The sequence below is a fragment of the Idiomarina sp. MD25a genome (assembly GCF_001870515.1).
In the GTDB taxonomy this organism is placed as follows: domain Bacteria; phylum Pseudomonadota; class Gammaproteobacteria; order Enterobacterales; family Alteromonadaceae; genus Idiomarina.
Window position 1 is genome coordinate 367,956 of record NZ_MDGT01000002.1, and the last position, 18,959, is coordinate 386,914.

Annotated in this window: 22 protein-coding genes; 13 read left to right on the forward strand and 9 right to left on the reverse strand. The window is 47.3% G+C overall.

What is annotated here, in order from left to right; all coding sequences use genetic code 11:
* The first annotated feature begins 111 nt into the window (after positions 1-111).
* Complete coding sequence (gene sucC / locus BFR57_RS03000; protein WP_006955517.1) at positions 112-1,278, forward strand: ADP-forming succinate--CoA ligase subunit beta; 1,167 nt, start codon at positions 112-114, stop codon at positions 1,276-1,278.
* A complete protein-coding gene (gene sucD, locus BFR57_RS03005) occupies positions 1,278-2,150 on the forward strand; it encodes a succinate--CoA ligase subunit alpha (RefSeq protein WP_006955516.1) in 873 nt (290 codons plus the stop codon). Before sucC ends, sucD begins: the two co-directional genes overlap by 1 nt.
* A 74-nt stretch (positions 2,151-2,224) precedes the next feature.
* On the opposite strand, the gene BFR57_RS03010 is transcribed toward sucD, so the two are convergent.
* Positions 2,225-3,148 carry an alpha/beta fold hydrolase gene (locus BFR57_RS03010; RefSeq protein WP_071462564.1) on the reverse strand — a complete coding sequence of 308 codons (924 nt, stop codon included), beginning with the start codon at positions 3,146-3,148 and terminating at the stop codon, positions 2,225-2,227.
* Positions 3,149-3,374: 226 nt separating this feature from the next.
* Here BFR57_RS03010 and BFR57_RS03015 point away from each other — a divergent pair, with 226 nt between their 5' ends.
* From BFR57_RS03015 to BFR57_RS03025, 3 genes are read left to right on the forward strand one after another with little or no spacing between them, the layout of a single operon-like run.
* A complete protein-coding gene (locus tag BFR57_RS03015; protein WP_071462565.1) occupies positions 3,375-4,613 on the forward strand; it encodes an acyl-CoA dehydrogenase family protein in 1,239 nt (412 codons plus the stop codon).
* Positions 4,603-5,685, forward strand: coding sequence for a phosphotransferase family protein (locus tag BFR57_RS03020; RefSeq protein ID WP_071462566.1), 1,083 nt, complete (start codon positions 4,603-4,605; stop codon positions 5,683-5,685). Before BFR57_RS03015 ends, BFR57_RS03020 begins: the two co-directional genes overlap by 11 nt.
* Positions 5,686-5,698: 13 nt before the next feature.
* Positions 5,699-6,466, forward strand: coding sequence for an SDR family oxidoreductase (locus BFR57_RS03025; RefSeq protein ID WP_071462567.1), 768 nt, complete (start codon positions 5,699-5,701; stop codon positions 6,464-6,466).
* Here the strand turns inward: BFR57_RS03025 and BFR57_RS03030 are convergent, their stop codons facing one another.
* Positions 6,467-6,919: a hypothetical protein gene (locus tag BFR57_RS03030; protein ID WP_083405008.1), complete on the reverse strand. Its 453-nt coding sequence runs from the start codon at positions 6,917-6,919 to the stop codon at positions 6,467-6,469.
* Between the two features lie 112 nt (positions 6,920-7,031).
* Between BFR57_RS03030 and BFR57_RS03035 the strand changes: the two genes are divergently transcribed.
* The 6 genes from BFR57_RS03035 to glnS are packed head-to-tail and all read left to right on the forward strand — an operon-like array spanning position 7,032 to position 11,899.
* Positions 7,032-7,292, forward strand: coding sequence for a hypothetical protein (locus BFR57_RS03035; RefSeq protein WP_071462568.1), 261 nt, complete (start codon positions 7,032-7,034; stop codon positions 7,290-7,292).
* A gap of 11 nt (positions 7,293-7,303) precedes the next feature.
* Positions 7,304-7,708 (forward strand): hypothetical protein, encoded by a 405-nt coding sequence (locus BFR57_RS03040; protein WP_071462569.1) that lies wholly within the window; start codon positions 7,304-7,306, stop codon positions 7,706-7,708.
* Positions 7,709-7,721: 13 nt separating this feature from the next.
* Positions 7,722-8,498: a 5-oxoprolinase subunit PxpA gene (locus tag BFR57_RS03045; protein ID WP_071462570.1), complete on the forward strand. Its 777-nt coding sequence runs from the start codon at positions 7,722-7,724 to the stop codon at positions 8,496-8,498.
* A gap of 20 nt (positions 8,499-8,518) precedes the next feature.
* Positions 8,519-9,220 (forward strand): 5-oxoprolinase subunit PxpB, encoded by a 702-nt coding sequence (gene pxpB, locus BFR57_RS03050; protein WP_071462571.1) that lies wholly within the window; start codon positions 8,519-8,521, stop codon positions 9,218-9,220.
* Positions 9,217-10,158, forward strand: a complete 942-nt coding sequence (locus tag BFR57_RS03055; protein ID WP_071462572.1) for a biotin-dependent carboxyltransferase family protein — start codon at positions 9,217-9,219, stop codon at positions 10,156-10,158. Before pxpB ends, BFR57_RS03055 begins: the two co-directional genes overlap by 4 nt.
* 58 nt (positions 10,159-10,216) lie before the next feature.
* On the forward strand, positions 10,217-11,899 hold the full coding sequence (glnS, locus tag BFR57_RS03060; RefSeq protein WP_071462573.1) for a glutamine--tRNA ligase: 1,683 nt from the start codon (positions 10,217-10,219) through the stop codon (positions 11,897-11,899).
* A 40-nt stretch (positions 11,900-11,939) separates the two neighbouring features.
* On the opposite strand, the gene BFR57_RS03065 is transcribed toward glnS, so the two are convergent.
* From BFR57_RS03065 to BFR57_RS03090, 6 genes are all read right to left on the reverse strand, one after another.
* A complete protein-coding gene (locus BFR57_RS03065) occupies positions 11,940-12,983 on the reverse strand; it encodes a saccharopine dehydrogenase NADP-binding domain-containing protein (RefSeq protein ID WP_071462574.1) in 1,044 nt (347 codons plus the stop codon).
* A 2-nt stretch (positions 12,984-12,985) separates the two neighbouring features.
* On the reverse strand, positions 12,986-13,429 hold the full coding sequence (gene fur / locus BFR57_RS03070) for a ferric iron uptake transcriptional regulator (protein WP_071462575.1): 444 nt from the start codon (positions 13,427-13,429) through the stop codon (positions 12,986-12,988).
* A 62-nt stretch (positions 13,430-13,491) separates the two neighbouring features.
* Positions 13,492-14,019, reverse strand: coding sequence for a flavodoxin FldA (gene fldA, locus BFR57_RS03075; protein WP_071462576.1), 528 nt, complete (start codon positions 14,017-14,019; stop codon positions 13,492-13,494).
* A 3-nt stretch (positions 14,020-14,022) separates the two neighbouring features.
* Complete coding sequence (ybfE, locus tag BFR57_RS03080) at positions 14,023-14,346, reverse strand: LexA regulated protein (RefSeq protein WP_071462577.1); 324 nt, start codon at positions 14,344-14,346, stop codon at positions 14,023-14,025.
* Positions 14,347-14,361: 15 nt separating this feature from the next.
* Positions 14,362-14,577 carry a DUF2788 domain-containing protein gene (locus BFR57_RS03085; RefSeq protein ID WP_071462578.1) on the reverse strand — a complete coding sequence of 72 codons (216 nt, stop codon included), beginning with the start codon at positions 14,575-14,577 and terminating at the stop codon, positions 14,362-14,364.
* A 59-nt stretch (positions 14,578-14,636) separates the two neighbouring features.
* Entirely contained in the window at positions 14,637-15,425 is a 789-nt protein-coding gene (locus BFR57_RS03090) for an alpha/beta fold hydrolase (RefSeq protein ID WP_071462579.1), read from the reverse strand.
* Between the two features lie 101 nt (positions 15,426-15,526).
* On the opposite strand from BFR57_RS03090, the gene BFR57_RS03095 reads away from it, so the two are divergent.
* Together BFR57_RS03095 and pgm are read left to right on the forward strand one after the other, a co-directional pair.
* Complete coding sequence (locus BFR57_RS03095) at positions 15,527-16,015, forward strand: replication initiation regulator SeqA (protein WP_071462580.1); 489 nt, start codon at positions 15,527-15,529, stop codon at positions 16,013-16,015.
* Complete coding sequence (gene pgm, locus BFR57_RS03100; RefSeq protein WP_071462581.1) at positions 16,015-17,646, forward strand: phosphoglucomutase (alpha-D-glucose-1,6-bisphosphate-dependent); 1,632 nt, start codon at positions 16,015-16,017, stop codon at positions 17,644-17,646. The genes BFR57_RS03095 and pgm overlap by 1 nt, the downstream gene beginning before the upstream one ends.
* Positions 17,647-17,667: 21 nt before the next feature.
* On the opposite strand, the gene BFR57_RS03105 is transcribed toward pgm, so the two are convergent.
* The gene (locus tag BFR57_RS03105) at positions 17,668-18,957 is read right to left on the reverse strand and encodes an MFS transporter (protein WP_071462582.1); all 1,290 of its coding nucleotides are present in this window, start codon (positions 18,955-18,957) and stop codon (positions 17,668-17,670) included.
* Positions 18,958-18,959 lie beyond the last annotated feature (2 nt).

Sequence of the window (18,959 nt, forward strand, 5' to 3'; positions counted from 1 at the left end):
GATTCCAGCTTACGGCTGTTATTTTTGCGCCGTACGCGTTAGAATTCGGCGCGGTATTCGGGTAGGCAGCATTTCGCTGCTTTTGTTGTTTCAACGAATCGGAAGAGCATCATGAATTTGCATGAGTATCAGGGTAAGCAACTCTTTAAAGAGTTTGGTTTGCCAGTATCTGAAGGTTTTGCGTGCGATACTGCTGATGAAGCAGTTGAAGCGGCAAAACGTATTGGTGGAGACACTTGGGTTGTTAAATGTCAGGTTCACGCTGGCGGCCGCGGTAAAGCGGGCGGTGTGAAGTTGGTAAAAAGCACTGACGAAGTTCGCGCTTTTGCTGAGCAGTGGTTAGGTAAAAACTTAGTAACTTTCCAAACCGACGAAAATGGTCAGCCGGTTGCTAAGATTTTAGTTGAAAGCTGCACTGACATTGCAGACGAGCTTTACCTAGGTGCAGTTGTAGACCGTGGTTCACGTAAAATCGTGTTCATGGCATCAACTGAAGGCGGCGTTGAAATCGAGAAAGTCGCTGAAGAAACACCAGAGAAAATCTTGAAAGTTGAAATCGATCCGACCGTAGGCGCACAGCCTTTCCAAGGTCGTGAATTAGGTTTCAAATTGGGCCTTTCTGCAGATCAGGTGAAGCAGTTCACCAAAATCTTCTTAGGCTTAGCGAAAATGTTCGAGCAATACGACTTGGCATTGCTTGAAATTAACCCGCTCGTTATCACTGACGAAGGCAACTTGCACTGCCTAGACGCTAAAGTAGGCATCGATAGCAACGCATTGTACCGTCAGCCAAAAATCCGCGAAATGCACGATCCGTCACAAGACGACGCGCGTGAAGCAGAAGCGGCTAAGTGGGAACTCAACTACGTTGCACTCGACGGCAACATCGGTTGTATGGTTAACGGCGCTGGTTTGGCGATGGGTACGATGGACATCGTTAAGTTAAGCGGTGGCGAACCTGCAAACTTCCTTGACGTTGGTGGCGGTGCAACTAAAGAACGCGTTTCTGAAGCATTCAAAATCATCTTGTCTGACAGCTCTGTGAAAGCCGTACTGGTTAACATCTTTGGTGGTATCGTCCGTTGTGACATGATCGCTGAAGGTATCATCGGTGCCGTCGAAGAAGTGGGCGTTAAAGTACCGGTTGTTGTTCGCCTTGAAGGTAACAATGCTGAACTAGGTACGCAGAAATTGAATGAAAGTGGCCTAAACATTATCGCAGCAGAAAGCCTTTCTGACGCTGCTGATAAAGTGGTTGCTGCGGCAGGAGGTCAATAATGAGCGTTTTGATCGATAAAAACACCAAAGTTATCTGCCAGGGTTTCACTGGTGGTCAAGGTACGTTCCACTCTGAGCAAGCAATTGCGTATGGTACGCAAATGGTTGGCGGTGTAACACCGGGTAAAGGTGGCCAAGAGCATTTAGGTCTACCTGTCTTCAACACTGTTAAAGAAGCGGTGGAAGCGACTGGCGCAACAGCATCAGTTATCTACGTACCGGCACCTTTCTGTAAGGATTCAATCATCGAAGCTGCAGATGCGGGTATCGAACTGATTGTTTGTATTACTGAAGGTATCCCAACATTGGACATGTTGTACGTTAAGGAATACTTGACGCACAAAGGTGTTCGTATGATTGGTCCAAACTGCCCAGGCGTTATCACTCCTGATGAATGTAAGATCGGTATCATGCCAGGTCACATTCACAAGAAAGGTAAAGTCGGCATCGTTTCGCGTTCTGGTACATTGACTTATGAAGCCGTTAAGCAGACTACTGACGAAGGTTTCGGTCAGTCTACTTGTGTTGGTATCGGTGGTGACCCGATCCCAGGCTCTAACTTCATCGACATCTTAGAGTTGTTCGAGAAGGATCCAGAGACCGAAGCTATTGTCATGATCGGTGAAATCGGTGGTACTGCAGAAGAAGAAGCTGCAGAATACATCAAAAACCACGTGACCAAACCTGTTGTTTCTTACATTGCAGGTGTCACTGCGCCTCCAGGTAAGCGTATGGGTCACGCCGGCGCGATCATCGCAGGCGGTAAAGGTACAGCAGACGAGAAATTTGCTGCACTTGAAGCAGCTGGCGTTAAGACTGTACGTAGCTTGGCTGATATCGGCAAAGCAGTACGTGAGAAAACAGGTTGGTAATCAACGTTGTTTAAGCTCATAAAAAACCCGGCCTTGCGCCGGGTTTTTTGTATCTTACGTTTAACGTAATGTGTTTAACGTAATTTTCCCTCTTCAAACATCACAAGCCATTCAGATAGCTGTTTATCGATCTTGTTGTCGTACACCATCATCGCGATATGTGGGCGCTCGGGTAGGGTGATGACTTTAACGTTTGAGTTGTCATCAAACGAGGTAAAGGTTTCCTTTTTACTCAGTTTATCAAGCTCACCAACAAAAATGAGTGATGGTGGCCAGTTAGCTTGTTGTAACTGATTAGCCAAAATACGTGCAGTATTGGCCTTCTCGACATTCGCTCCGACCGAAGCGGCAGCGCGTTCAATACCTGCGGTAATATAATCATCGCCAATAAATTGGGTTAGCCAAGGCGAACTGCGTTTTGTTTCGATAAGCGCAGCTTCGGTAAAGTTATTCATCGGGGCGATGCCGATGAAACCATCGATCTTGCCATGCTTCGCGATATATTGTGCAGCTACGCTTGCACCATAGGATTTTCCGTACAGCAACAGCGGCAAGTCTGAGTTGTCACGGATCAAAGTGACTAATTGATGCAAACGTTCAACATCCGCCGGACCAAAACTCATCGGCTTATCGCGTGCACGCCCATGACCATTCAGGTCGAACAGCAACACGTCGTACCCTTGCGCCCGGAGTGCTCGACTATCAATATAAAGTGAACGGCTATCGGTGCTGTAGCTGTGTAGCATAATGACCTGACCGCGCGGCTCACTTTGTTTTGAAAGTTTACGAGCGTGGCTGTCGTCATAGTGATATTGGGTTGTCGTAGTGGTGCCTGTTTTGCTGTTTGTCAGCGCCACAGTAAAGGTGCTTTCAAACGCGTTTTCTTGTTGAGCAAATCCAGCGGCGGAGCCATAAAAGTAATCGAGGTTACCGATCTTACGGGACTGCAGACTAAAGATTTCTTGAGCTGCTTGTTCATCGGTAAAGTTTAGATTCATCCCATGGGGGTGGGCTACTTGGTCAGCAACGAGGGCTGTACAGCCTGATAAGTGCAAAAGTAGGAAGGCGGATATTATTAAGCGCATAAGTAAATTTTTATATTTTGTAGTTGACCGTAATAGAAATTTGACTCTAGTGCAAGCGGAGTAATCGACTTAAACTGGTTGTACCAGAAAATCATTCATGCCTACAATGTGGTTATTGGGTATTTAAAGGAAACGTAGAATGGACTTTTCACTTTCAGATAAAAGTCGTGATTATTTGTCACGTGTACAAGAATTTATCGAACAGCATATCGTCCCTTATGAGTCTGACTACCGTAAAGAAAACCAACGTCTTAATGCCGGCCCTCACTGGCGTGAATGGCAGGTGCCACCGCATGTAGCTGAATTAAAAGCAATGGCTAAAAAAGCGGGCTTGTGGAATTTATTTTTGCCCGACGCTGAGCTTGGGCGGGGGCTAACAACACTCGAGTACGCGCCTATTGCCGAGTGTATGGGACACAGCTTATTGGCACCGGAAATCTTTAATTGTAATGCACCTGATACCGGCAATATGGAGGTGTTGTACCACTTTGGCAGTGCCTCGCAAAAGACGCAATGGCTTGAACCTCTCCTGGCAGGGGATATTCGGTCGGTGTTTTGTATGACGGAGCCTGATGTGGCGTCATCTGATGCAACCAACATGCAAACCACGATTACCGCTGACGGCGATGAGTGGGTGATAAACGGACGTAAATGGTGGAGCACCGGGCTCGGGCATCCCGACGCTCAATTTGCCATCGTAATGGGTTTGACGGACGCGGATGCTGATAAGCACAGCCGTCACTCGATGGTGGTTGTGCCTTTAAATACACCCGGCGTATATATTGAGCGCATGCTCCCTGCGCTAGGCGAATACGATGCGCCTTATGGTCATGGCGAAGTGGTATTTGATGATGTGCGCGTACCTAAGGACCATATCATCGTAGGACCGGGTGCAGGTTTTAAAATAGCGCAAGGGCGTTTAGGTCCAGGCCGTATTCATCATTGCATGCGCGCCATCGGTGCCGCCGAGCGCACACTCGATATGTTTATCGAGCGTGGCACATCGCGTATTGCGTTTGGGCAACCTTTGTTAAAGTTGGGTGGCAATACAGAACGTCTCGCAGATTTACGGGTTGCCATTGATCAAGCGCGTTTACTCACCCTTCATGCAGCATGGCAAATTGATAAGATGGGTGCAATGAAGGCGATTAAAGCGATTTCGTCAATTAAATTGGTCGCGCCGCAAGTACTGCAACGTGTGGTGGATGAAACCATGCAGCTGTATGGTGGCGCCGCGATGTGTCATGATACGCCTTTACCCGGTTTATTAGCGGTCGCTAAATCATTGCGTATTGCCGACGGCCCTGACGCAGTGCATCGTGCAACCATTGCTAAAACTGAAGTAAGAGCATGGCAGGAGCGAATGAATGAGCGTTGATGCAAATAGCGTACTTGACCAGTCTTCTCCCGTTAGAACGGAAGAGTCATTACCGATTGAGTCACTTGATGCGTGGCTAAAAGCCGAACTACCTGAGGTGGTCAGTGAGTCTTCGGGCGATTTAGCCATTACTCAGTATACCGGTGGGGCATCAAATTGGACTTATCGACTCGACTACCGAGATATTACTCTTGTTTTGCGGCGCCCACCCGATGGTACTAAGGCGAAATCTGCCCACGACATGGGACGTGAATATCGATTCCAAAAGGCGCTCAAGCCTCATTTTCCAGAGGTGCCGGAGGTGCTTGCACACTGCAAGGATGAGTCGGTTATCGGTGCTGAATTTTATGTGATGCGTCATGTTGAGGGAATTATTCCGCGTCGTCACTTTCCTCGCCAACTGGAATTAAGTGAACCACAAGCGCGGCAACTCTGTTTAAACGCGATTGACCGCCTTGTCGCGTTACATAACGTGGATATCAATGAATCGGGCTTAAAACGGTTAGCAAAGGGTAAGGGCTATACCCAGCGCCAAGTAGAAGGGTGGTGCAATCGATTCGAACGGGCGAAAACATGGAATGTATTTGGCGCTAAAGGCATCATGCGCTGGATTCGAGAAAACCAACCAAACGAAGAGACCATTTGTATGACGCACAATGATTTTCGTTTGGATAACTTAGTATTGGATGCCGATGACCCGACTCACATCATTGGTATCCTTGATTGGGAGCTCGCGACACTCGGTAACCCGCTGATGGACTTGGGTAATGCGTTGGCCTACTGGATTCAGTCCGACGACGATAAAATAGCCCGAGCGACGAAGCGTCAGCCGAGTGATTACCCAGGCATGTTAAATCGAGCAGAAATCATCGCCTATTATTGCCAGCAGACGGGCGTAGCGGTGGCTGACTTTAAGTTCTATGAGGTGTTTGGTTTATTCCGTCTCGCCGTAATTGCACAGCAGATTTATTATCGTTACCACCATAAGCAGACGAATAATCCAGCGTTTAAAAACTTCTGGTTTTTGGTCAACTACTTGTTATGGCGTTGCCGTCGCAAAATAAAACAATAAATGGACGTGTACTATGCAAGAACAGCAAACCGTATTAATTACTGGCGCGAGCTCGGGGCTCGGCGAGGGTATGGCGAAAGAGTTCGCCAGCAAGGGATACCACTTGTGCCTGTGTGCTCGGCGTATTGAGCGTTTAGAAGCGTTAAAAAGTGACATCGAGCAAGCTTACCCAAAGGCTAACGTATACATTGCAGCGCTTGATGTTAACCAACACAACGATGTATTTGACGTGTTTGAGCGTTTTAAATCAGAAGCAGGCTCGATTGATAAAATCGTTGTTAATGCAGGGATGGGCAAAGGTGCTTCGTTAGGCACGGGTTACTTTGCTGCTAATCGAGCCACGGCTGAAACGAACTTCGTTGCAGCGTTGGCGCAATGCGAGGCGGCTATGGGTATTTTCAGAGCACAAGAACGAGGTCATTTGATCACCATCGCTTCGATGAGTGCATTGCGCGGTATGCCTCGTGCAATGACGGTATATGCGGCAACCAAAGCCGGTTTAGCATCGATGTCGGAAGGGATCCGCGCTGATTTGCTTAAGACCTATGGCAAGAACAGTCCTATCAAAGTCACCACATTATTCCCGGGTTATATTCGCTCGGAAATTAATGAAAAAGTAAAGAACACACCGTTTATGATTGGCACCGAAGAGGGCTGTCGTAAATTGGTAAAAGCCATAGAAAGAGCGCCCGTCAAAGCCTATGTACCCGGTTGGCCGTGGCGCGTTATTGGCTTTTTAATGAAGCGCTTGCCACTGAGTTGGGTGCTCAAACTGACCTAATTAATCATCGCATGCCGTTGCTTGGTTATCGATTGCGACGGCCAAGCTATGGCTTGTGCCGTCTTTATCCTTGTAGATAAAGACCGGTTCAGCGAGGTTAAAATCGAGCTTATTGGCCGCATGTGAAACCGTTAAACGACGGTCGTTGAGGTGAATACGCACACAGGGTTCACCTGCAACGGTTAATATCCGCTGCCACTCTTCAGTTAAAGGTTCATAGAGCCATATCTCGGTGCCCTGCCAAGTGGTTTCTGAGCCGCGAGTACATTGATAGGTGTGCACTTCAGCGGCACGATCTTGAGTTTGTTCGAGTTGTTGTAACTGACAGTCACCGGCATGGGGTGGGTCGGGTGCCATGATGGTGTATTGGTATACGACGATACTTATTACGATTAAACCAAAGGTCACGCCAGCGGCCGCAATGATCAGCGCCATTCGTTTAACTATCTGCATGTATTGTTCTATCCGTGTCAGCGTAGGCTCTAAGGTAACATATTCTTTTTTGTCTGTTAAAAAAGCGTTATGGTGGTATTCGACCAAAGCATAATAATAACGAGGTGAATAAATGTGGCAACGTGTTACTGCAATAGTACTGCTGATTGTAGGTTTACTTTTAGCCGTACTCGGAGTCGTAAGTGAGTTTGATACTATCATTCGGCTAACGGGCGCAGGCTTAATGCTGGTGGCTTTAATTTGGCTGTATCGGTTGCCCACGTTAAATAAGCTGAATGAACAAAGTAAACAGCCGCTCAAGTGGTATCAGTCTCCAATTGTTTGGGTGCCCGTGATAGGCATTATTATTTATTGTGTGAGCTTAGCGCTGTAAGGAAAGCAGGCATGAATCTTTTTAAGCGAATTGTCATTTTAGCGGGCGCGGTGGGTCTATTTTTTTATACCGCTTCACAAGACCAATTAGTCGCTGCGATTGCTGACTATCAATTGAGTTGGTATCAACTGGGTGTGCCAGTTGCATGGGGCATCATTTTGGGTGGTTTACTCGCATTGTTGCGTATTCAAAAGCTATTAAGTTGGCTGCCTCCGATTACTTTGATAGCAAGCGGCTTAACGACGATGGGGCTCGTGGGTGCTGTCGCTATTTTCGCTAAACACCAGCTAGTCGTGCTGGCTTTACCTGCCCTGCAAATTGCCAGTATCGGTGTCGGGTTGTATTTGTTTGCAGTGAGCTACACTCGGTTAACAGGTGACATTACCGCACGTAAACAAGACAAAACCAAATCATGATATACTTTGTCGTATGAATACGCATACGATTAGAAAAATTACACTCAACTGTGATATCGGTGAGAGCTTTGGCGCTTATAAGATGGGCGAGGATGAACTTATCATGCCGCACATCGACTGCGCTAATATTGCATGTGGCTTTCACGCATCCGACCCACTGACGATGACTCAGACGGTGGCACTGGCAGCACAACACCAAGTCAAGATTGGAGCCCACCCGAGCTATCCAGATCTTGTTGGTTTTGGGCGGCGGCACATGGACTGCTCAGAGCAAGAAATTATTGCTCTCATCATGTATCAAGTCGGTGCACTTAATGGTATCGCCGCACGTTATGATGAATCGGTTGCTTACGTTAAGCCTCACGGTGCGTTGTATAATGATATGCTGCGTGACAGTGAGATATTTAAAGCGGTGTGTAAGGCAGTTAGTTACTTGCAAACCCAACAACGTCAACCGCTACCACTGATGGTTATGGCAACGCCGCAAAACTCTGAGTGGCAGGCATTAGCATCTAACTATGACGTTTACTTATGGTTTGAGGGTTTTGCAGACCGTCGCTATAACCATAAAGGTCGGCTTGTATCACGAAAGCAAAGCGGCTCGGTTCTGACCGAGGAAGCCGATGTACTTGAACAAGCGAACCGGTTTGCTCGACGCGAGCCTATTATTGACAAAGATGGTAACGAGCGAATGATTAGTATCGACTCACTGTGCGTTCACGGCGACAACCCATCCGCGGTCGAAACCGTGTCGAAAATACGTGAGTTACTGCACTCGATACCCGAATAACAACAAGAGGGAAACTGAGCGTGAAACCTTCCATAGTCAATGCGGGTGCTGATGCGGTGATCGTCTATTTTGCAGATGAAATCAGCATCGAGGCGAACCAACGCGTACTGCAACTTGATTCAGCGATAGCCAGCAGCGATTTAGCGATACTCGAAACCGTACCGGCATACTCATCGCTCATGGTTTATTACGATATTACTCGGCATTCAGATACCGATATACGTGCCTCGATCAAAGCTATCATTGAGTCCCTGCCTGAACTCCAACAGGTTAACGCGGAGCAGGGGCAAACACACGTCATTCCTGTTTATTACGATGAGACGGTCGGGCCTGATTTAGCACGTATTGCGGAGCTTCACGGATGCAGTGTCGAGGAGGTTATAGAGCGCCATTGTCGGGACAGCTATCGCGTATATGCATTGGGGTTTGCACCGGGCTTTGCTTACATGGGCGAAGTCGCCGAAGATTTACAGGCCCCTCGGTTGGACTCACCTAGAACACGAATTCCAGCGGGGAGTGTTGCCATTGCTGAACGGCAAACAGCGATTTATCCCTTAGCATCGCCTGGCGGCTGGAACATCATTGGTCGCACGACCTTTCCATTATATGAACCTCAGAAAGGCATTCTGAATCAACTTAACTCGGGTGATACGGTGCGATTTAAGGCGATTTCAAAGGATGAGTTTATCACGGCTGGCGGCTCAGTGGAGGCATTCGAATGATTGAAGTGATCGAACCCGGCATGTACGCCACGATTCAGGATTTTGGTCGCTTAGGCTATTTAAAAAAAGGCTTAACGCGCGGCGGACCTATTGATGAAAATGCCTTTTTATGGGGCAACTACCTGCTAAAAAATGAAGCAGGTGCCGCTCAAATTGAAATTGTATTAGGGGGCTCTAAGTTTAAGTTTACCTCTGCTGCCGCAGTGGCTGTATGCGGTGCTGATGTGAGCTTAAAGCTGGATAACGAGGACCGAAATATTTGGGAGACGTTTCAGGTTGAAGCGGGTCAAGTGTTGAGTATTGGACCTGCAAGGAGCGGACTGCGTGCTTATTTAGCCGTCGCAGGTGGAATACAGGTCGAGCCGCAATGGGGCAGTTGCGCAACGGTTAAGCGTGAGCAGTTAGGCGGTCACCGCGGTGATGGTAGTGCGCTGCAAAAAGGCGATACATTGGCTATTGAGCCCTCAACCTGTGAGTTAACGCAGCGTATTCCTTGGCGTTACCGTCCTGATTACAGTAAGCCACCGGTCTTAGGTCTGATACCTGGTTTTCAGTACGACCAGTTTGCTATGGCTGAGCGCGAAAAACTGAGCTTCCACGAGTATAAGATTAGCCAACAGAGTGATCGGATGGGGATTCGACTTGAAGGACCCGCGATTGAGTATGCGGGTAAAGGCTTAGTCTCTGAGGGAATCAATATTGGCTCAGTGCAGGTACCGCCGAATGGCCAACCCATTATTATGATGAACGATCGCCAGACGTTGGGGGGCTACCCCAAGCTTGGTAATATAAGTCCACTGGATTTGTCACGTTTGGCACAATGTCGACCAGGTCAAACCGTGCAGTTTACTCGAGTTGAAGTTGCTAAAGTACAACAGCAATTAACGAACTATTATGACTTTTTTGGCATCACACCTGCTTGCCAGACGGATCATTAATTGCGATCATAAGTAATATCCTTTTTTGAGCTCAAAAGTTGTTGGAGAACATACACGCATGTCAGAAACTGAGCATCGTCCAAGTAATTTTATTCGCCAAATTATTGATAAAGATTTGGCAGAAGGAAAGCATACGTCAGTACATACTCGCTTCCCACCGGAACCGAATGGTTTTTTGCACATTGGTCATGCTAAATCAATCGTGTTGAACTTTGGTATTGCCGAAGATTACCAGGGTACCTGTAACCTGCGATTCGATGATACCAACCCTTTAAAAGAAAAAGTTGATTACGTCGAGTCGATCAAACGCGATGTTGCTTGGTTAGGTTATCAGTGGGAAGGTAACCCTCGTTATTCATCGGGATACTTTGATGAGTTACACGGGTTTGCGATGGAGCTCATTGAAAAAGGACTCGCGTACGTGGATTTCTCTGACCAAGAGACCATGCGTGAAATGCGCGGCACGCTGAAAGAGCCGGGCACCAACAGCCCTTACCGGGACACGTCGGTCGAAGAAAACTTGGATTTATTCAAGCGTATGACAGCGGGCGAATTTAAGGATGGTGAGTGTTGCTTGCGAGCTAAAATTGATATGGCATCGCCGTTCATGTGCATGCGCGATCCGGTGATTTATCGCGTGCGACACGTGCATCACCACCAAACCGGTGACAAATGGTGTGTGTATCCAATGTATGACTTCACACATTGTATTTCTGATGCGTTAGAGGGCATTACGCATTCATTGTGTACTTTGGAGTTTCAAGATAATCGCCGTTTGTACGACTGGGTTTTGGATAATATCAGTATCGACTGTCATCCTCAGCAGATCGAATTCTCGCGCTTGAACTTGCAATATACCGTGATGAGTAAACGCATCATCAATAACTTGGTTGAGGAAGGCAAAGTGTCAGGTTGGGATGACCCTCGTGTATCGAGTATTGCGGGTTTGCGTCGTCGTGGCTACACGCCATCGTCTATCCGTGAGTTCTGTCGTCGTATTGGTGTCACCAAAATGGATAACCAAGTTGAAATGGGTATGCTTGAAGCCTGTATACGTGATGACTTAAACGAAAACGCACCGCGTGCGATGGCGGTAATGGACCCTATTAAACTGGTTATCGAAAACTATCCAGAGGGTCAGCAGGAGCTACTTGATGCGCCTAATCATCCGAATAACCCGGATATGGGGAGCCGCCAAGTGACTTTCTCACGTGAAGTCTACATTGAACGTGAAGACTTCCGTGAATCGGCTAATAAGAAGTTTAAGCGACTGGTGTTAGACAAAGAAGTTCGTCTCAGAAATGGTTATGTGGTTAAGGCTGAACGCTGTGATGTTGATAGTGACGGGCAAGTAACGACCGTATACTGTACCTATGACCCTGATACTTTGGGCAAAGATCCAGCCGATGGTCGTAAAGTGAAAGGTGTTATCCATTGGGTTTCGGCAGATACAGCGAAAGAAGCTGAGTTTCGTATCTATGACCGTCTGTTCCGTGTGCCGAATCCTGCTGCGGAAGATGACTTATTCGCTGCGCTAAACCCTGACTCACTCGTGGTTAAGCACGGCTTTGTTGAAGCCAACTTAGCCGAGGCGAAAGTTGAGCAACCGTACCAGTTTGAACGTTTAGGTTATTATGTGTTGGATAGTGACGCTGAGAAAGAACAGCGCCTCATCTTTAACCAAACCGTGGGTCTACGTGATAGCTGGGCTAAAATCGAACAGCAGGGCGATGCTGCATAAGTGCTTATCAACAAAAAAACCGGCTCATCAGCCGGTTTTTTTAATGTTCAATGAACTGATCAAGTAGTTTAGCGCCACATAGGCGGGATGGCGTGTAATAGCCACCTGGCAAAGCTTCATGTTGTAAAATATAAAGTGCGACTTCAACGGCTCCTTCTGCTGTGACGGTATAGCCATTTTTTATTTTGAAGCGCATAGATTTCGTGTCTCCACGTTTATTTTTGACCTCTCCCCAAATATAGGTCGGGTTAGCTTTACGTGCGTCTTCATCTGGACCCGCGCTACTGCGCTGATCGACTTTTGCTTTCAGTTGGTTCTGTACCCAACGTGACTTAAACAACCATCGTAACCAGTTCACTCTACGAAGTCGTTTAATTAACTTAGGTGGGGCTGGAATATAAACTTCAATGTTGGGTATCGATGTGGTGTAAAATGCGGTGGCCACGTCGCCCCATGGAATAGTCATCGCCGACTTAACACCGTTGCCAAAGTCAATGCGGCGCTCTTTCCATGCCAATGGCACTGAGCTGACAATACCGTCGATGCGTGCTGCGCCTCCATGTCCTAAACGCTCAATACTTGTTTTAGCTGTGCCGCGGCTCATTCTTGAGGCCGAATCAAATCCCAACGCGAGATGAGTTGCGTCAGGCATTTGTGCATACAGACGTGCAGCCAAGCAATCCGTAGGAATGACATCAAAACCTACACCTGGACACAACACGACACCTGCCTTTTTGGCTGCCTCAGACTGCGAATGTGCATATTCAAACACGTCAATCTCGCCTGTAATGTCGAGATAATGCGTAGTGGTGCTAATACACGCCTGAATAAGCGGGGCGGCGGTTTTGCTAAAGGGACCCGCGCAATTAATGACGAGGTCGACATCATGCAGCTGTTGCTTGACTTGAGAGGGATCTGAAAGAGAGAAAATGCGATGCTGGAGCTCGAGTGCTCCAGCAATATGCTCAATTTCGGACTTATTACGTCCTGCTAAAACAGGATGATAACCGCGAGCGACTGCTTTACGGGCAATGAGTTTACCGGAGTATCCATTTGCACCATAAATCAGCCAGCGCAGCGCCATAATCAGGCTTCCTCAGCTGCTTTATACTCGCAGTCTTCACCTCGTTGACATTCACCGTACAGGTATAAACTGTGGTTAGTCAGCTTGATTTTATTCTGCTCAGCAATACGCACCTGACGTTCTTCGATAACATCATCTTCGAACTCAAATACATGACCGCAAGTCAAGCAGACAAGGTGATCATGGTGTTCTTTAGCGCTCAGCTCAAAGACCGAACGACCGCCTTCAAAATGGTGACGGGTAATAATACCCGCATCATCGAATTGGTTTAACACGCGGTAAACCGTGGCGAGACCGATTTCATCTTTTTGCTCGAGCAAAATTTTATAGACGTCCTCGGCACTAATATGCTGATTCTCTGGTTGCTTAAGAATCTCCAGAATTTTTACGCGTGGAGACGTTACTTTAAGACCAGCTTTTTTCAATTGTTCATCATTTGTCGCCATGGTGCTCTTCGCTTTCTTGTTTAGTTGTTCAGTAGCTTTGCTCAAAATAGCGCAAAACTATCCTAGTTGGCTAGCTCTGCGAGACACATCTCTTCATAAACCTGCTTACACCATTGTGTAACTCGGTCTTTAGTTAGTTCAGGTTGGCGATCTTCGTCAATACCTAAACCCACAAAATGATTCTCATCGATTAGACCTTTTGAAGCTTCAAAATGATAGCTTTCGGTTGGCCAGTGACCGACGATGATGGCACCCCTTGCTTCAACGATATCGCGTACCATACCCATCGCGTCTAAGAAGTACTCAGCGTAGTCTTCTTGGTCACCACATCCAAAAATAGCTACTAGCTTATCGGTAAAGTCGATCTCTTCTAGTTCGGGGAAGAAATCATCCCAATCGCATTGGGCTTCACCATAATACCAAGTGGGAATTCCGAATAAGAGAAGGTCGTAGCTCGCGATGTCTTCTTTACTCGATTTTGCGATATCTTTGACCTCAACAAGCTTCTTGCCCAGTTCTTTCTCGATCATGTGGGCGACCGCTTCGGTATTACCCGTATCACTTCCAAAGAAAATTCCAACAGTTGCCATAAATCAACTTTCACCTGATTTTACTAAATTAACGACAGCTGGCAGCAATTGTTCTGGGTTTGCCAGCGAGATTTTAATCATCGCCTCGACTAAATCGCTACGGTTACAGCCGGAGGATGACGCGACCTCATTCAAATGCTCATGCACAGATTGGTCGACTTTTAATTCAATACGCTTTCTACCTTGACGCCGGTCTCGTTGCAATTGCCGACGCTTGTTAATTTTTAATTGCTCATTACGCGGTAGCGGATTTGTTCGAGGTCGTCCTTTACGAGGCTGATCAACGAACAAATCGATCGTTACTTTATCCGTGTTTTCTTTTGCCATGTGTTTTCGGTCGATTTAGACACCGACCTCCCAAACTACTTGGATGATACCTTTGGCAATAAAGCCAAAACAGCCCAGAAATAAAACCATCCACACGATGACGCGTCCAAACTTGGGAACTGACGAACGCTTAAGTACGTCACGAATGGCTAAGCCTATCAATAAGAAAAGTATACCTAGCGTAATATTAGTAACGAGTACTTCTATTTGCTCATAATATTCAGCCAACATCCTTAAGATACCACCTTATAGGCCGATAGAAACGTCGCTTATAATAGCACAGTCGACCGTTAAAGACGACCTTGGCTAGCTAGAAAATCCTTGACCAGACGGTTGAAAATACGTGGTTTTTCGGCGTGTAACCAATGGCCTGTGTTTTCAACAACTTTGACCTGCGTATTACTAAAACGTTGGGTCACTTGCGTTTTGTGTTGTTCGGTTAGATAGTCTGAGTTCCCGCCCTTTATAAACAAACAAGGCCCTGAATAATGGCCGTCACTAACACTACTGGCAATGTGTTCGTATTGCTCGGTAATCGCATTTAAATTGAGTCGCCACGCGAAATGGTCGCCGTCCTTGCGGAGGTTCTTCAGTAAAAATTGGCGCACGCCTTTCTCTTTTATTGCCGAACTCAGTTGTTTATCGGCTTCACTACGGCTGCCTATTTGTTTTAGGTCCAAACCTGCTAGGGCATCTAGAATGCCATTGTGATGAGCAGGGTAAGCGACTGGAGCAATATCAGCGAAAACAGCTGCTTGTACACGATCTTCATAGCGCATAGCCACTTCCATGGCTATTTTGCCCCCCATGGAATGACCGACTAACGAAAATTCTTTTAAAGTTAATGCATCAGCCAGGGCCACGATATCATCTGCCATTTCCGCGTAAGTCATACTGTCACGATGAGGGGATTCACCGTGATTACGCGCGTCGGGGAGTACGCAGAAATAGTCATCGACTAAATCGCGAGCAAGGCTTTTGAGGTTATCACCATCACCGAATAAACCGTGAATGATAATAACAGCGGGGTTTTGCTTGTCGCCCATGGTTTCATAATGCAGTAATTCTGACTCTGCCATCGTTGTGCCTTTAGTGTTAAACTTTGCTAATATTTTCCGAGCTTTAGTGGTTGGTTGCAAGTCAACCCCACGAATCGATAACAATGAGGAATTAAAAACCGATGAAACGCATCGAAGTTGAAGACGATTTATACGCGTATATCGCGAGCCACACGCAGCAAATCGGTGAGAGCGCATCAGATATTTTGCGCCGTTTATTGGGCTTCGACAGTGTTGCTCAGGTTGAGCCGATGCAGGTCGAAGAGAGCGCTACTGACTCTGTTTTTAACCGGTTAAACCAGCAAGATGTTAATGTACAGAAAAGTGTAGTGGCGCGTTTCCTCTACATTTTGAGCATGCTGTATAAGACTCATCCCGAGCAGTTTGAAACCGTGTTAACTATTCGTGGCCGCGATCGTCAGTATTTTGCGCGCTCGGAAGAAGCGTTGCTGACCAGTGGTAATAGTACTAATCCGAAGGCGATCCCCTCGTCACCTTTTTGGGTGGTGACGAACAATAACACGACGAAGAAGAAATCGATGTTGACTCAGGTTGCGCAAAAGCTTGGATACAGCAAACCTGAAGTCGAGCAAATTAGGGACTTTTTATAATGACGGTGCATGAACGAGCGGGACAGCCCGCAACCGCAGCGGATAGTGTGAACATCGCGCAGCTGGTCAGTGCTTATTATGTGTACGAACCCGACCCACGTAATGCGCATCAAAAAGTGAGCTTTGGAACGTCAGGCCATCGCGGTTCTGCGCTGGCGCGAAGTTTTAACGAGGCACATATTTTAGCGATTGCCCAAGCTATTTGTGCCTACCGCGAAGAGCAGGGCATTGAGGGTCCGATTCTACTCGGCAAGGACACCCATGCACTTTCAGAGTCGGCTTACATTTCGGCACTCGATGTGTTTTTAGGTAATGGGTTAGAAGTACATGTACAAACAGAGCATGGTTATACGCCCACGCCTGCATTGAGTCACGCTATTTTGATGTACAACGCAAACCATCAAAAGCAATGTGACGGGGTGGTCATCACGCCTTCACATAATCCGCCACAGGATGGCGGCTTTAAATATAATCCGCCGCATGGTGGACCGGCCGATTCTGATGCTACGCGAGTCATTGAAAAATACGCGAATGCACTATTGTCGTCTGGTCTTCAAGGGGTTAATACTTGTGAACGGGAAGATGTGTTATCGCATCCAAAGTTAATCTTTGTTGATTGGCGTAAGCACTATATTGACGATCTGCCACGCTGTATCAATATGGACCTCATCAAAGGTGCAAATTTGCGTCTCGCGGTCGATGCAATGGGTGGCGCAGGTGCTGACTATTGGCACCAAATCGCAGAGACTTATGGGCTCAATATCGATATTTTCAACGATCACGTCGATCCAGGTTTTCAGTTTATGAGCCTCGATAAAGACGGCAAGATACGCATGGACTGCTCCTCGCCTTATGCCATGGCAGGTCTGTTGGCTTATAAAGATCGATACGATTTAGCCGGTGGAAACGACCCAGATTATGATCGCCATGGTATCGTTACACCGGATGGTTTAATGAATCCTAATCATTACCTTGCTGTTGCGATTGATTATTTGTGTAAGTCGCGGGAATGGGGAGCCGATGTTGCGATTGGTAAGACACTCGTTTCCAGCCAAATGATTGATCGCGTTGTAGAAGATAATCAACGCAAGGTTTATGAAGTGCCTGTTGGCTTCAAATGGTTCGCTCAGCAGCTACGTGCGGGCGATATTGGTTTTGCAGGAGAGGAGAGTGCCGGAGCCACTTTGCTCGATCGCCAAGGTGATGTTTGGACCACTGATAAAGACGGCATCGTGATGGTATTGTTAGCTGCCGAATTACAAGCTGCCACCGGTAAATCCCCGAGTGATTACTACAAAGAGTTATGTGCACAGCACGGCGAAGCCTTTTATCAGCGGGTTGATACGGCATCGTCGTTGGAACAGAACGCGCGCTTCAAGGATATTCGAGCCTACAAATTGAAATTGGCCACGTTAGCTGAAAGTAAAGTTGTCGATATCTTCACAAAAGCGCCGGGTAATGACGCTCAATTTGGCGGTGTTAAGGTCGTGTTAGAAGATGGCTGGTTTGCCGCACGACCCTCAGGCACTGAGCCGGTGTATAAAATCTATGCGGAAAGCTTTAAATCAGCCGCACACCTCGAGCAAATCATTGCTGAAGCGCGCGACTGGGTCGCTGAGCTTATTCAGTAATTGTTGGTGTACTGAAGCGCGTTAGCGCTTCAGTACCGCCGTACCATCCACTTCTTCTTCGGTATCGTCCTCTTCATCTGGCGCTTCTTCCGCCATGGACGTTAATAGCTCATCAGAGGTTTGTGACGGTGCTAGAATAGCAAAGTTACTATGTAACTGTTCCTCAGCTTTAGCTCGACGTGTGATGCGGTACAGTGCGTAACAACCCACAAAAGCGGTGAGACCACCAAGCAGTAGGAAGAAGTAGTTAATAGCACCGAACTGCATCAACGCAGCGACCGCCGGCGCACCGATGATACTACCTGCACCACCGATTTTGATGATAGCGCCCGTGGCGCCAACCATCTGGTCCTTCTCGAGGTAATCGTTGGTGTGTGCCATACCGAGCGAGTAGAGCGGCAGAATAAAGGCACCGAGCACTGCAACGACGAGATAGATCAATAAGGCGTTACCTGCACCAAGCTGTGCAAGTACAATAGCGGCTGCGGTTCCGCCTGCCGCACAAATTGCAATGACGATACGGCGATCGATACGGTCGGATAGCAAGCCAAACGGTGTTTGTGAGAGAAGCCCGCCAACAATGAACGCCGACATAAAGAACGTGATTTGCAACACGGAAAGACCAATATACGAGGCATACATTGGACCGATACCATAAAACATGGCGTAACATGCCTGCATTACGAAGGCGTTAATGACACCTAAAGGTACTGTGTTGAGCAGCATTTTAACGGGTACTTTGCGATTTTCGTGAGTGGTTGGCTCAACGGTGACGCTTACCAAGATGGGGATTAGTGCTAAATTGATAAGCAGTACCACAATGGCAAAGGCGATAAAACCACCCGGATCTGCGACACCGAGTATTAACTGACCGGCAATCAGACCACTGTAAATAATAACAAGGTAGATGGATAACAAGGTGCCACGGCTCTTGTTATCAGCCATGGTATTTAGCCAACTTTCAACAATGACGAAGATACCTGAAATAGCGAAGCCGGTAATAAAACGCATGACAAACCAGACGACCGGGTCAATCCAAATGGCTTGAACTAACACGCTGGCAGCGGCGAGGGCAGCCAGTCCGCCAAACGAGCGTATATAACCGACTCGGCGAATATCTTTGGGCGCGCGAGTCGAGCCAAATAAATAGCCAATAAAGTAGGCCGACATAATGAAGCCTGTGACCAGGGTGCCAAAATCTTCAATCGTGGCACGTAAACTGAGTAACGTACTGGTCATACCGACACAGACGCCAATCAAACTGATACTCGATAATAACGAGCTAATGCCACGTAATTGTTTTTTAAGCATAA

Excerpts from the sequence above, each read along its gene's own strand:
- sucC (WP_006955517.1), top strand. The coding sequence starts at position 112 with ATGAATTTGCATGAGTATCAGGGTAAGCAACTCTTTAAAGAGTTTGGT.
- sucD (WP_006955516.1), top strand. The coding sequence starts at position 1,278 with ATGAGCGTTTTGATCGATAAAAACACCAAAGTTATCTGCCAGGGTTTC.
- BFR57_RS03010 (WP_071462564.1), bottom strand. The coding sequence starts at position 3,148 with ATGAATCTAAACTTTACCGATGAACAAGCAGCTCAAGAAATCTTTAGT.
- BFR57_RS03015 (WP_071462565.1), top strand. The coding sequence starts at position 3,375 with ATGGACTTTTCACTTTCAGATAAAAGTCGTGATTATTTGTCACGTGTA.
- BFR57_RS03020 (WP_071462566.1), top strand. The coding sequence starts at position 4,603 with ATGAGCGTTGATGCAAATAGCGTACTTGACCAGTCTTCTCCCGTTAGA.
- BFR57_RS03025 (WP_071462567.1), top strand. The coding sequence starts at position 5,699 with ATGCAAGAACAGCAAACCGTATTAATTACTGGCGCGAGCTCGGGGCTC.
- BFR57_RS03030 (WP_083405008.1), bottom strand. The coding sequence starts at position 6,919 with ATGCAGATAGTTAAACGAATGGCGCTGATCATTGCGGCCGCTGGCGTG.
- BFR57_RS03035 (WP_071462568.1), top strand. The coding sequence starts at position 7,032 with ATGTGGCAACGTGTTACTGCAATAGTACTGCTGATTGTAGGTTTACTT.
- BFR57_RS03040 (WP_071462569.1), top strand. The coding sequence starts at position 7,304 with ATGAATCTTTTTAAGCGAATTGTCATTTTAGCGGGCGCGGTGGGTCTA.
- BFR57_RS03045 (WP_071462570.1), top strand. The coding sequence starts at position 7,722 with ATGAATACGCATACGATTAGAAAAATTACACTCAACTGTGATATCGGT.
- BFR57_RS03055 (WP_071462572.1), top strand. The coding sequence starts at position 9,217 with ATGATTGAAGTGATCGAACCCGGCATGTACGCCACGATTCAGGATTTT.
- glnS (WP_071462573.1), top strand. The coding sequence starts at position 10,217 with ATGTCAGAAACTGAGCATCGTCCAAGTAATTTTATTCGCCAAATTATT.
- BFR57_RS03065 (WP_071462574.1), bottom strand. The coding sequence starts at position 12,983 with ATGGCGCTGCGCTGGCTGATTTATGGTGCAAATGGATACTCCGGTAAA.
- fur (WP_071462575.1), bottom strand. The coding sequence starts at position 13,429 with ATGGCGACAAATGATGAACAATTGAAAAAAGCTGGTCTTAAAGTAACG.
- fldA (WP_071462576.1), bottom strand. The coding sequence starts at position 14,019 with ATGGCAACTGTTGGAATTTTCTTTGGAAGTGATACGGGTAATACCGAA.
- ybfE (WP_071462577.1), bottom strand. The coding sequence starts at position 14,346 with ATGGCAAAAGAAAACACGGATAAAGTAACGATCGATTTGTTCGTTGAT.
- BFR57_RS03085 (WP_071462578.1), bottom strand. The coding sequence starts at position 14,577 with ATGTTGGCTGAATATTATGAGCAAATAGAAGTACTCGTTACTAATATT.
- BFR57_RS03090 (WP_071462579.1), bottom strand. The coding sequence starts at position 15,425 with ATGGCAGAGTCAGAATTACTGCATTATGAAACCATGGGCGACAAGCAA.
- BFR57_RS03095 (WP_071462580.1), top strand. The coding sequence starts at position 15,527 with ATGAAACGCATCGAAGTTGAAGACGATTTATACGCGTATATCGCGAGC.
- pgm (WP_071462581.1), top strand. The coding sequence starts at position 16,015 with ATGACGGTGCATGAACGAGCGGGACAGCCCGCAACCGCAGCGGATAGT.
- BFR57_RS03105 (WP_071462582.1), bottom strand. The coding sequence starts at position 18,957 with ATGCTTAAAAAACAATTACGTGGCATTAGCTCGTTATTATCGAGTATC.